We start from the raw sequence: 12899 nt of genomic DNA, 5'->3' as shown, positions 1-12899 counted from the left end.
TGAACAACTCCAAGAGTTGGGGTTAATACCAATTGCAAATCAATAAACTTATTCAAGCTAAATACCACTTCAAATATGGCGTTCTTTTAACATTTCTTGTAATTTTATTCGTTCTATTTCACTCAATCCTTGCTGACGTGATTTATTAATTAACTGACGTATGGTTAATTCGCGATTTTGCTTTTGTAAAAAAAGCATAATATCGATAAATTCTTTAACTAATTCTGGTTCTGGAACCAGATGTTCCCAAGCTGCTAGCTTGTTCATTGAGTCAAAGTAAGGATGATTACGCCAGGATTCAATAAGGGTTGCGGTAGTCGCCTGGGGATTGTTTGCCAATTGCTGTAACACCTGCAAGAGGATCTCATGTTCTTGCGGATCGAAAAGCTCAAGGTTGATTTTGGGTTTAATCTGAGCATAAATTTCTGGATGTTGGAGTAGCAATGCCACCGCGATACGCATCGGCGTACGCGCAATAGTCATCACCTGTTCCTGTTGAGGGGATTTAGACTCCTCAGTAATTAATTGATTCAGTCGATGCGTTTCGATATGGGTTAAACGTGCCAAATCTTCAATGAGCAATTGTTTGTATGACCCTTCATCCATCTTTTGTAAGAACGGCTTGGCCAAATTAATGAGTTGCGTTTTTCCTGAGGGGCGAAGTAGATTGAGATCTTTGGCTAAGCTGTCAAAAAGAAAACGATGTAATGGGGTGGCTTGCTTGATACGATTTAAAAAATTTTCTTTGCCTTCCTGGCGAACCAAGCTGTCCGGATCCTGACTATCTGGCAAAAACATAAAACTGGCATCGAGCCCTAAGTTCAAGTGAGGCAAGCTACTTTCTAGCGCGCGCCATGCGGCTTGTCTTCCTGCATTATCCCCATCAAAACAAAAAATCAGTGATTTGGTGTGTTTGGCCAGCAGCTGAATATGATAAGTACTGGTTGCTGTGCCTAAGGTGGCTACTGCATTCATAATTCCGTGTTGGGCTAAAGCAATCACATCCATATAGCCTTCAACCACAATGATGTATTCAATGGTCTTTTGCTGGCTTAGAATTTGATGCAAGCCATATAATTCCCTGCTTTTTTGAAAAATCACCGTTTCAGGAGAATTGAGGTATTTGGGTTTTTGGTCCTTGTCGAGGACGCGTCCGCCAAAGCCTATAATTCGCCCATGGCGGTCATGAATGGGGAACATGATCCGGTTACGATACCGATCATAGATTTTTCCATCATCGTTTTTAATCAACATCCCAGTAGTCAGAAGTTCGCGTTGATTGCGAGGAAACGCTTTTTCGAGGTTATGCCAACCTTCGCTTGCATAACCTAACTGGTACAGCTTTGCAATTTCTCCGCTTAAACCTCTTCCTCGTAAATAATCAATTGCCGGTTGCCCTTCATGTTTTAATTTTTTTTGATAATAAAGACTGACATTCGCCAGGAGTTTATAAAGATCCTGAGAGGAATTATTTTTCTCGTTTTGTTTGTCTCGAGGAATAGTTAAACCCACGCGGGTAGCTAGAGTTTCAACTGCATCAACAAATCCCTGATTAAGGTAATTCATGACAAAGCTGATCGCATTGCCTGATGCACCACAGCCAAAGCAGTGATAAAACTGTTTTTTAGCAACAACGTTAAACGAAGGGGATTTTTCGTTATGAAAAGGACAGCAAGCAATATGACTGTTCCCTCTTTTTTTCAAGGGAACATAGCTGTCAATTAGTTCAACCAGATCCGTTCGGTGGAGGAGATCATCAATGAATGGCTGCGGGATTAAGCCAGACATGTTGCTCCTTAGCTTAATTGAGCCTTAATCATGGCACTAACTTGAGCCATATCAGCACGTCCTTGCAAGCTAGGCTTTAAGATTGCCATTACTTTACCCATGTCAGCCATTTTTTCAGCTCCAGTTGAAGCAATAGCATCTTGAACCATTTGTTTAATTTCTGCTTCAGATAAAGGCTCTGGTAAGTATTTTTTAATAATATCCAATTCAAATTGTTCTTGGGCAACTAAATCATTACGATTCGCTTTTTCGTATTGCGCTATAGATTCTTTGCGTTGTTTGCTCATTTTATCCAGAATTACCAACATACGCTCATCATCCACTTCAATGCGCTCGTCCACTTCGACTTGCTTTACTGCTGCAGTAATTAAACGAAGTGTAGATAAAAGCTCTTTATCCTTAGCCCGCATTGCATCTTTGACATCGTTATTGAGACGTTCTTTAATTGTCATTTGTTATTCCTTAAAATCTAACGAGCAGCTCGCCCTAATTCTGGAACGGCTTTCTGACCGAACCGTTTCTCAAGATTTTTATATATTTTGAAAAGCTAAAGGCCACTAGATACGACATCATAATCATAATTATTTGTGACTATGCGCTGTATATGTGGCCTTAGTAAAAAATACAGGACAGAGAATCCTATTTACGTCGGCGTTTTCCGCCTTGTTGTTTTGCTGTCATATCACGAGAAATTTTCTTCAGATGACGTTTTACCGCAGCTGCTTGTTTGCGTTTACGCTCAGCAGTTGGTTTTTCATAAAATTCACGACGGCGTAATTCGGTTAAAATACCGGCTTTTTCACAAGAGCGCTTGAAACGGCGCAATGCATATTCTGGATTTTCGCCTTCTTTGACGCGAACGGTAGGCATTAAACTAGTCCTCTGGTTATTTGATCTTAATAGGTGGGCAATTCTAGTGCTAGTTGAAGCACTCGTCAAGTTTTAAGTAGATAAATTTTATTTTTAACTCATTTAGAGCTCTTTTGAAACTGAGGGGAAAGAGGGATTGTTTCGTCGAAACGGTGCTTAAATATGTGATACAATGGTTGAATTTTTTTATCAGGCTCTAATTTATGTTGGTTTTAGGTATTGAATCCTCCTGTGATGAAACCGGAGTAGCGATTTACGATTCAGAGGCAGGTTTATTAGCGCATGCCTTGCATTCGCAAATCGATACTCATCGTGTGCATGGCGGGGTAGTTCCAGAGCTGGCTTCACGTGATCATATTAATTATTTGGTGCCTTTGCTTGATAAAGTATTACAACAAGCAGGGCTAGATAAAAAAGCACTGGATGGAGTTGCTTATACTGCGGGTCCGGGTTTAATTGGCGCATTATTAGTTGGATCCTGTTTTGCCAAAAGTCTGGCTTATGCCTTACACATTCCTGCTTTAGCCATTCATCATTTAGAAGCCCATCTCTTGGCCGCCAAAATGGAAACGCCTTCCCTCGAATTTCCCTTTATTGCCCTTTTAGTTTCTGGCGGTCATTGTCAATTGGTTGAAGTCAAGGAGTTGGGGGATTATCGAATCCTCGGCGATACTTTAGATGATGCTGTGGGCGAAGCTTTTGATAAAACGGCCAAACTGATGGGAATACCTTATCCAGGAGGGCCGGTACTTGCCGCTTTGGCGGATCAATGCGAATCCACTCCTTATCGATTTCCGCGTCCAATGACGGACAGGCCTGGTCTTGATTTTAGTTTCAGTGGCTTAAAAACCTTTGCATTAAATACCTGGAACCAAAGTACTAAAGATGAGCGTGCCTGTGCTGAGATTGCCAAAGCATTTCAGCAAGCAGTGGTTGATACCCTAATGATTAAATGCAAACGAGCCGTCCAGGAGTCGGGATGCAAACGATTAGTGGTTGCTGGGGGAGTCGGTGCAAATAAAGCCTTACGCTTGGGCTTGCGTGAATGGATTGAGAGCATTGGGGGTATGATTTATTTTCCGGCTTTAGAATATTGTACCGATAATGGCGCTATGATTGCTTATGCGGGATGTTTGCGGATGTTACGTGGAGAAAAAGATTCAAGTCTGGGTGTTGATGTAAGAGCAAGATGGCCTTTAGCTTGATATTGTCCTGGTCTAACCTAATGTAAATTAGGAGAGAGAAGAAGTGGTATCAAATAATAATAATTTATTGAATACCACGTGTGTTAATGAGTCGAACTATATTAATATGGACAGGAAAAATAAGATGAGATCTCTTGTTTCTCAATACTCTCACCCTCGTCACCTAGGCCCTGGGAGAGATCTCTAATTTTGCTAGATTCCATATGAAAGAGTTTTCTTGCAGCATCAATAAATAGTGCCCACCAACCTCTAGTGTCTAATAGTTTTTTTGCTTGTGCGCTGCCATAATTAATTCCGCAATTGGTTACGGTTGCTTTCGCTGATACTTTATCTTCATGTGCTCTTAAATCGACATTTATAGTCATCAACGCTTGATAAACGTATGGCTTTTCACCGTTTGGGTCATCCGGAGAAATTTTAAATCGCTCTGCCCCCCCAATTACAAATAAAGCTTTTTGAGTTACTACTTCTTGGAGAATGAATCCTTTTTCAGTGGTAATGAAATTGAGCGCTCTTTTTTGGCAAACAGGGTCGGATATCGTATCTGGATCTATTGCGGGCACTGTGATTTGAGGTTTACTTTCTTGATGCTCAGGGTTGTTGAAAAATGTTGTTCCAACAGTTCCTTTTTTATTAATAACACCGAAAGCTCGATCGGCAGCGGTAGTGGCGGGGCGAAGCCCTCCTTCGCTCAAGAGAATCATTACTTGGTGAAGAGCATCCTCTCGCTCTTGCTCAGGCATACGACATACAAGATGCTTCTCAAAAAAATCTCTTAGTTCTTTCTTTGAAGTAAAATAACTTCCATCATTATATTTTGCAAATTTTCGGTCGTTTTTGAGTAACTGCTCTAAGCTCATACCGTCAATTGTAATTGAGGCGTGCTCGGTAAATCTGGACCAATCTATAGTTTCAGATCTTGGTTTTATTTCAAACTCATGAAAAGGGCTGGCTGTTGTTGTATCAAAAGAATAATACTCTTCCTTCGGGTTCTTTTCGAACACATAGTTTTGATCTTTATATGCCATAAGTCACCACAAAATTTGAACTTAATGGGTGTTATTATACACAAGTGAAAAACTAATGTACATGTTGTTGCTTTCTTTCTTGAGTTTGATTTATTAACTAAATGAATGTTCTATTCTAACTAATAAAAGGGCGGGGGTTAGCCGTATATTAATTATAGATATGGGTACAGAATCTATACCCATATAGTTTGGCTAAAAATTAAAGAAAATTTCTAGGTTAAAGCAACTAAACTTGTGGTAATTGCTGAAATACAACGCCTTTCGATAAATTAGTTATTCTTTCTTTTCTTTCTTTTCTTTCTTTATTTTAGGTTTTACAGGGGCGGATTTTTTAGCCGCTTTGGTTTTCTTTTCAGGTTCCTCAGTTTTTTTAGAAGTTGTTTTTTTTACTTTAGGTTTAGTCACCACAGTTTCAGTGATAATAACCTCTTCTACTTCAATGACTGTCTCTGTAGGTATGGTTTCATTTTTGGTGGAGGTAGGGGCGGGCTCCGTTTTGCCCTCCATCATGCTGTCCAGAACATCATTTTTCAATTTTATTTTCGGTTCTTTCTTATCAATAAGACGAATAATATTCTCTTTATGCTTGTAAAGAATTAAGAGCGCCATAATGAAAATGGGGGGAAAAATATCCAGGCGTTGAATCAACAGTAGGGAATAAAATGGAGCGAAACCAACTGCAGTTATGGATGCTAAAGAGGAATAGCGTGAAAATTTGGCAACCAGCAACCACGTTGCTGCCACTGAAATACCCACCAAAAACTGGAAGCCTAAGAGTGCGCCAATTGCTGTTGCAACTCCTTTTCCTCCTTTGAAGTCAAAGAAAACAGGGTACATATGACCAATAACAGCAGCTAGAGCGGTAAATCCAATGGTTACTGGGTCAGCACCTAAGAGTTTGGCAATGAGTACTGGAATAGTACCTTTGAGAAGGTCGGCCACCATAACCAAAGCCGCATATTGTTTTCCGGCAATGCGTAATACATTGGTGGCACCGGGATTTTTTGAACCCTCTGTACGTGGATCAGGTAAGGAGCAAGCCCTGCAAACAATCACCGCCGAACAGATAGATCCCATTAAATAGGCAAGAACTACCAAAAATATGAATAACATCACCGATTGCTCCTTATCCGGAAAGTAACTTATTATTAATTAATCTTTATTGGGTAGCAAGTACTTGTGCCGTAACTTGAATTTTGAACTTGAAACGCGTTATCCGGGTTTCGATACGCTGCATACAGGCTACAATTTTTATTATAAAAATAGTGCTTGTAAGTCATTGGTATAACGTCTGCCAAAAGCCGTGACTTGCCAATGAGCATCGGTTAGCGTGATGAGCTTTTTTTGTTCGGCTATTTTGAGCTTAGAGAGTAAAGCGCTCAGTGGTCTTCCTGTAGTCTGGGCGAACAGTTCTAATGGAATCGGTTGTTCTAGGCGGGTGGTGTTGAGCATAAACTCAAATAGCAGATCTTGGGGTGTCACTAGATCCCTACTGGCCAAAAAAGGTTTATTTGAGTCGAGATATTCTTTAGGTTGACGATGCTTACGCGTTCTTAGGATACCTTCTGAGGTTGTTATTTTGCCATGAGCTCCGGCCCCTATACCTAAGTAATCCCCAAATAACCAGTAATTCAAGTTATGCCGAGCTTGTCGAGTAGATTGCGCAAATGCAGAAATTTCATAGCGTTCAAAACCAGATTCCTTAAGTAAGGCGAGTCCTTCTTCTTCTAAGTGCCAAGCATCATCTTCGGAAGGTAAGGGAGGTTTTTCTTTGTAAAATACCGTATTTGGTTCTATGGTTAACTGGTACCAAGACAAATGTTCGGGTTGATGGGCAATCGCCGTCTTTAAATCTTCGATTCCTTGGGCTACGCTTTGCTTGGGTAAACCATGCATAATATCCAGATTTAGATTGTTAAATCCGGCATTTCTTGCGGATTCGATGGCCCGATGCGCCTGTTGGGCATCATGAATACGGCCCAAAGTATTTAGATGTTCCGGATTGAAGCTTTGAATCCCTAAGGATAGTCGATTAATCCCAATGTGTCGGTACTCAGTAAAGCGTTGTTGCTCTACAGTGCCAGGATTGGCTTCCAGAGTAATTTCAATATCTTCAGCAAAGGATAAAAGCCGTCTTAATTCGGTAAATAAGGTATCGTATGCTTGTGCGGAAAAAAGGCTAGGAGTGCCACCGCCAATAAAAATAGAGCAAATATCACCTGCTTCAAAGTGTTCCAGATCAGTTTTTAAGTCAGCAATAAGTGCCTGGACATAATTTTGTTCCGGTAAACTCTCAGGACTTTTATGGGAATTAAAATCGCAATAAGGGCACTTGCGAATGCACCATGGAATATGAATATACAACGATAAAGGGATCATTACTCTTTTTAAGACTGGCTTGTTTGGGAATGCAATAGTATCATGTTGCGAGTTTTCTAACAAAAAATGTAATCATGCAAGTTGCTTTCTTTCCTGCTTAGCGAGAGAGAATTTGTGTTGATTACCGCTAAATAAGAGGAAATCACATGGCAAATAAACGAGTTAGAGTGGCTGTTACTGGAGCAGCTGGACAAATTGGTTATGCATTATTGTTTCGAATCGCTTCTGGACAAATGTTTGGTGCAAACACTGAAGTAGAATTAAATTTACTTGAGCTAGAAGCAGCACTGCCTTCTCTAGAAGGGGTTGCAATGGAACTGGATGATTGTGCCTTTCCTTTATTGAAGCGTGTGGTTTGTACTTCCGAATTGAATAAGGCAATGGATGGAGTGAATTGGGCTTTGTTGGTTGGCTCTGTACCTCGCAAGCAAGGTATGGAACGTTCTGACTTATTGCAAATTAACGGAGGCATATTCACCAAGCAAGGGCAAGCAATTAATGATTACGCAAGTGATGATGTACGTGTCTTTGTGGTGGGTAATCCATGCAATACAAACTGCTTGATCGCAATGAATAATGCGAAAGACATCCCAAATGATCGTTTTTATGCTATGACCAGTTTGGATGAATTAAGAGCACGCAGTCAATTGGCTAAGAAAGCTGGGGTTGATATTACCGCAATCACTGAAATGACCATTTGGGGTAACCATTCGTCTACCCAATATCCTGATTTTTATAATGCGAAAATTAATGGGGTTTCTGCAGCTAAAGTGATTGATGAGTCTTGGTTAAAAGACACATTTGTTTCTACTGTACAACAACGGGGTGCTGCAGTAATTAAAGCGCGCGGTTCTTCTTCTGCTGCCTCAGCTGCCAATGCCGTGATTACTGGTGTTAATCGTTTAGTGACTGATACTCCTGCTGGTGAATCATTCTCTATGTGCCGTAGCTCTCAAGGCGAATATGGGGTCGATGAAGGTTTAATCTTCTCATTCCCATGCCGACGTGAAAACGGAGAATTGAAGGTTGTAGAAGGCTTAAGCTTCAATGACTATGGTCGTGATATGTTCCACAAAACCTTAGATGAGTTAAAGCAAGAGCATGATACAGTAAAAGATTTGGGTTTGCTGGGTTAAGAATAGTTTTTTAATGCTGCTTGAATGCTGCAAAATTCTTGTCTATATGTCATTCCCGCGAAGGCGGGAAATGACATAAGATTTTTTTCAACAAAACTCCCTAAGAAAAGTTGTTGACATAAAAATCAAATCTAGGGAAAAATTCTTTCTCAACAATGAATAAAATCGTAGTTATAGATGTATCTCTCAACCTAAATGCCGTTATTTCAAACAAATCGAGGCTTAAATTCCTCGTGTTCTACTACTGAAGGGTGCTCTTGACGGTTTTTATATTCTTCACTTTGATATATTTGGAACAATTCTGAGCCATCCAAAACTTCTTTGGCTTTAGAATTACGTAAAAGCGTAGAAATAGAACGTCCATTGGATAATATTCCATTCAATTTATCCACCAGCTGTTCTACCTGTACTAAAGGATTGGGATGGTCCTGTAGCATATCAGGCAAATATTTAATTATTGCTTTGGCAATTTGTTCGTCAGTTAAGTAAAAAATTAAGCGTGTACTCGCTATTTGAATGAACTTCTCTTTAGACTCCATAATCAAATGCAATAAAAATTCTGGCTCTTTTTGTAAGTGAGAAATGAGTCTTTGACTAAACCCAAGCTGATCTCGGTGAGCGATTAATTTGGTATGTAAGCTTGATTCTTGCTGAGCATGAATTTTTTCGTACATGGCGTTTAACCATGGGACAAACTCAACATCTTGTTGTGTGTCGTTAAATTGGAACCTTTGGGATCTTTTAGGATGAGCAAGATACTTATCCCAGTTTATAGCTGGCATTTGATGTTGTGCAGCCAAAGAATCAATTGCATCTTTTATAGGTGCAAAATTAATACGCCATTTTTCTAAATGGTGTAACGTTGCACCTAAAGCTTTTACCAGCTCAACAAATGTTGCTTTTTCATCAGGCTGATAACGTTCAATTACGTCCTTTAGTTGCTGGATTTCAGGATAAGTATATTTTCCGTTTCTCATCGGTATTAAATGAAAAACAGATTTAACAGCTTCTATTAAAGCAGAAAAAGGGTCATCCATATTCATCCTCAGCAGGAGCAGGCCCTTCTATAAAGGTAGTTTATAAAAAAAGAAAATGCCAAGCTTTTTTACATATTGCCAGTAATAAAGGTGGATTTTCTAAAAAACACGCTTAAAATCGAGTATTTTTATTGCATTGCAGCATATTCTGTACTTAAATTGTCCATCTTTCCATACTTCGAAAGGTATAGGTAAACGGGGTCCTTTGAGGTGATTGTTTAGATTAATTCTGATACAATAAGTCCTTTATTTTTTCTGGGGTGGTGAGGTATGCAGTCTTTAAAAATAAACTGTATCATGATTATTGCCATTGTTTTATGGGCTTCAGCATACGTTGGAATACGCATTGGATTGACTGGTTATTCCCCAGGCGCACTTGCTCTTTTACGCTTTATGGTCGCTTCACTCTGTATGATGGTTATCTACTACGGTCTAGGAATCAAAAAACGAGTACTATGGAAAGATCGTCTTCAATTACTGGTTGCCGGCATGGCGGGCATTGGAATTTATAATATTTGTTTGAATTATGGAGAGTTGAGTGTCTCTGCGGGCATAGCCAGTTTTGTCATGGGTTTAATGCCGGCAATGACCATTCTTTTATCCCTGGTTTTTTTACGCGAGAAACTGGCGCGTGGGGTTTGGTTCGGGATTATAATTAGTCTATTGGGTTTGGCTTTATTAACGATTGGTGAGAACACAGAACCTGGAATACAACAAGGTATCACGGCGATTTTGGTTTCTGCTTTAATGGGCGCAATTTTAACGATTATTCAGAAGCGATTCGTGAGTGTTTATCATCCGGTTGCGATTATTGCCTGGGTAATGTGGGGAGGAACCTTATTGTTATCTATATTTCTTCCCGATATGCTGCAGCAAATTAGGATAGCTGAGGTGCAAACTACAGCAGCGGTTGTGTATATGGGTATTTTCCCAGCCACTCTGGCTTATTTAGCATGGGGTTATGTATTAAAATATTTATCGGCCTCCAATGCATCCATCTCTTTATATGCTCTACCCATAGTATCCACATTAATGGGATTTCTTTTGTTAAACGAACAACCTTCATTACTTTCTCTTGTGGGTTGCAGTGTTACTTTACTCGGTGCTTTTATTGCCAATCGTTTTCAAATGCGCCTTACTTTTACTCAAGAAAGACAATTACCTAATTAGTCTAGGTGAAGGCATAGTTCGGTAACCTGATTCGGCAAGCTTGCATAGCATAAATTACACTTCAATGCCCTAGGCTATAGAGACTATTAAGTTTCTTATTTATTCTCTGTGAAAAGAGACGAACAGGGTTTATACTCTTGATTTTGATGTTATTTTGTGAGAATGCTCATGGAATTGAGAATTGATAATACGCCCTTTAAAGCTTTATTTCAGCCCTTAGATTTAGGTTTCACTCAACTAAAAAATCGATTGTTGATGGGATCTATGCATACCGGCCTTGAAGAAGATAAAGAGAGTCTGAATCGTTTAGCACAATTTTATCGAGAAAGAGCGCTTGGAGGAGTTGGACTTATCACAACAGGGGGATTTGCTCCCGATCGTGCTGGGCGTTTAGCTCCGTTTGCTGCCAAACTAACGAACAGCAAAGAGCAGAGTCGACATGAATTAATCACTCATACAGTACATGAAGCAGGCGGTAAAATCCTCCTGCAAGCCTTGCATGCAGGCCGCTATGGCTTTCATCCATTTATTGTTGCTCCCAGCGGTATCAAATCACCTATTAGCCCTTTTAAACCCTGGGTAATGAGTCAATATCGCATAAAAAAAACCATCAAACATTTTGCTCGTTGTGCGCGTCTTGCTCAAATGGCCGGTTATGACGGTATTGAGATTATGGGCAGTGAAGGGTACTTAATTAATCAATTTATTGTGACACACACCAATCAGCGTCAGGATGAATGGGGTGGAAGTTATACAAATCGTATTCGCTTTCCTGTTGAAGTAGTTCGGAGTGTACGAGAAGCGGTAGGCGAAAAGTTTATTATTATTTTTCGTTTATCAATGCTTGATTTGATTGCTGATGGCAGTAATTGGGAAGAGGTAGTCATTCTTGCCAAAGCGATTGAAGAAGCAGGTGCTACCTTGATTAATACAGGTATAGGTTGGCATGAGGCACGCATTCCAACGATCGCTACTATGGTACCTGCAGCAGCATTTACCCATATAACCAAGCATTTGAAACCTGAAATAAAAATTCCGGTGATTACCTCCAATCGCATCAATACCCCTGAATTGGCTAATCAATTAATCGAGTCTGGGGTGGCTGATATGGTTTCAATGGCTAGGCCTTTTTTGGCGGATCCATTGTTTGCTGAAAAAGCCAGAATAGGTGAAAGCGAAGCAATAAATGTATGTATTGCCTGCAACCAGGCATGTCTTGATCGAGTTTTTGTAAACAAAACCGCCTCCTGTTTGGTGAATCCACGTGCATGTAATGAAACGGAATTGATTTATGAGGTCACTGCAAAACCAAAATCTATCGCGGTCGTGGGATCGGGGCCTGCCGGGCTTGCTTTTGCCACGGTGGCTGCAGAACGCGGGCATAAAATCACGTTATTTGAAAAAAGCAACCAAATTGGTGGACAATTTAATCTCGCTAAAAAAATTCCAGGTAAGGAAATTTTTCAACAAACTTTGGATTATTTTAATTATCAATTGCAAAAATATAAGGTGACTATCCTGCTCGATACCGAAGCAACAGCCGAGTTATTACAAGATTTTGATGAGGTTGTTTTAGCAAGCGGAATTAAACCACGTGTTCCTGAGATCAAAGGCATTGACCATCCTAAAGTTGTTAGTTACATCGATGTGGTTACTGGAAAAAAAGAAGTAGGTCAACGAGTGGCTATTATTGGCGCGGGTGGAATTGGCTTTGATGTGGCTGAATTTTTAACTCATGAGCATCCAGTTCCAAAGGATCAATTTTATAATGAGTGGGGGATTGATATCCAAGGAAAATATCGTGGTGGCATCAAACCTCCGGAAGTAACTCCAAGTCCTCGTGACGTTTATTTGTTACAACGTAAAAAGGAAAAAATGGGCCAACGTCTTGGCAAAACAACAGGTTGGATTCATCGTTTAAGCCTGAAGCATAAGCAAGTCAAAATGATTTCTGGTGTACATTATGAAAGGATTGATGATGAAGGTTTGCATGTAAATATCAATGACAAAGCGCAGATTTTACCCGTAGATACAGTGGTTATATGCGCTGGACAAATCGAATTCGCTGAATTGTATACCCCTTTGAAAGAGGCAGGAAAACTCGTGCATCTAGTGGGAGGTGCCTATAAAGCATTGGAGTTGGATGCACGCCATGCCATAGATCAGGCCTGTCGATTAGCAGCATTGATTTAATTTAAAGCTTGGCGCGAAGGGGTAGTCGGAACTCAGGATTTTTTGATAATTATACAAATTATGTGCTGATCTTTTACAAGTAAACTATAATAG

At 40.0% G+C, this 12899-nt stretch carries 11 protein-coding genes; 4 read left to right on the top strand and 7 right to left on the bottom strand.

Going from position 1 to position 12899, the window contains the following annotated elements:
• Window positions 1-69 precede the first annotated feature (69 nt).
• From dnaG to rpsU, 3 genes are all read right to left on the bottom strand, one after another.
• Window positions 70-1788: a DNA primase gene (gene dnaG, locus ACWTE2_RS29080; protein WP_454785476.1), complete on the bottom strand. Its 1719-nt coding sequence runs from the start codon at window positions 1786-1788 to the stop codon at window positions 70-72.
• A gap of 8 nt (window positions 1789-1796) precedes the next feature.
• Complete coding sequence (locus ACWTE2_RS29075) at window positions 1797-2240, bottom strand: GatB/YqeY domain-containing protein (protein ID WP_454785475.1); 444 nt, start codon at window positions 2238-2240, stop codon at window positions 1797-1799.
• 187 nt (window positions 2241-2427) lie between these two features.
• On the bottom strand, window positions 2428-2658 hold the full coding sequence (gene rpsU, locus ACWTE2_RS29070; protein WP_010652681.1) for a 30S ribosomal protein S21: 231 nt from the start codon (window positions 2656-2658) through the stop codon (window positions 2428-2430).
• 203 nt (window positions 2659-2861) lie between these two features.
• Between rpsU and tsaD the strand changes: the two genes are divergently transcribed.
• Complete coding sequence (tsaD, locus tag ACWTE2_RS29065) at window positions 2862-3863, top strand: tRNA (adenosine(37)-N6)-threonylcarbamoyltransferase complex transferase subunit TsaD (RefSeq protein WP_454785474.1); 1002 nt, start codon at window positions 2862-2864, stop codon at window positions 3861-3863.
• A gap of 101 nt (window positions 3864-3964) precedes the next feature.
• On the opposite strand, the gene ACWTE2_RS29060 is transcribed toward tsaD, so the two are convergent.
• The 3 genes from ACWTE2_RS29060 to hemW all read right to left on the bottom strand — a co-directional run bounded on the left by ACWTE2_RS29060 (window position 3965) and on the right by hemW (window position 7270).
• Window positions 3965-4891: a hypothetical protein gene (locus tag ACWTE2_RS29060; protein WP_454785473.1), complete on the bottom strand. Its 927-nt coding sequence runs from the start codon at window positions 4889-4891 to the stop codon at window positions 3965-3967.
• 273 nt (window positions 4892-5164) lie between these two features.
• Window positions 5165-6007 carry a glycerol-3-phosphate 1-O-acyltransferase PlsY gene (gene plsY / locus ACWTE2_RS29055; protein WP_454785472.1) on the bottom strand — a complete coding sequence of 281 codons (843 nt, stop codon included), beginning with the start codon at window positions 6005-6007 and terminating at the stop codon, window positions 5165-5167.
• Window positions 6008-6145: 138 nt separating this feature from the next.
• On the bottom strand, window positions 6146-7270 hold the full coding sequence (gene hemW, locus ACWTE2_RS29050; RefSeq protein WP_454785471.1) for a radical SAM family heme chaperone HemW: 1125 nt from the start codon (window positions 7268-7270) through the stop codon (window positions 6146-6148).
• Window positions 7271-7416: 146 nt separating this feature from the next.
• Here hemW and ACWTE2_RS29045 point away from each other — a divergent pair, with 146 nt between their 5' ends.
• A complete protein-coding gene (locus ACWTE2_RS29045) occupies window positions 7417-8406 on the top strand; it encodes a malate dehydrogenase (RefSeq protein ID WP_182392633.1) in 990 nt (329 codons plus the stop codon).
• Between the two features lie 206 nt (window positions 8407-8612).
• On the opposite strand, the gene ACWTE2_RS29040 is transcribed toward ACWTE2_RS29045, so the two are convergent.
• A complete protein-coding gene (locus tag ACWTE2_RS29040; RefSeq protein WP_454785470.1) occupies window positions 8613-9443 on the bottom strand; it encodes a hypothetical protein in 831 nt (276 codons plus the stop codon).
• A gap of 270 nt (window positions 9444-9713) precedes the next feature.
• On the opposite strand from ACWTE2_RS29040, the gene ACWTE2_RS29035 reads away from it, so the two are divergent.
• Both ACWTE2_RS29035 and ACWTE2_RS29030 read left to right on the top strand, forming a co-directional pair.
• A complete protein-coding gene (locus ACWTE2_RS29035; protein ID WP_454785469.1) occupies window positions 9714-10613 on the top strand; it encodes a DMT family transporter in 900 nt (299 codons plus the stop codon).
• A 168-nt stretch (window positions 10614-10781) separates the two neighbouring features.
• Entirely contained in the window at window positions 10782-12806 is a 2025-nt protein-coding gene (locus ACWTE2_RS29030) for an oxidoreductase (RefSeq protein ID WP_454785468.1), read from the top strand.
• Window positions 12807-12899: the final 93 nt, after the last annotated feature.

It is taken from the genome of Legionella nigrisilvae (genome assembly GCF_977063395.2).
The sequence above is the reverse complement of the archived record's forward strand: the minus strand, read 5'-3'. Positions and strand labels throughout refer to the sequence as shown.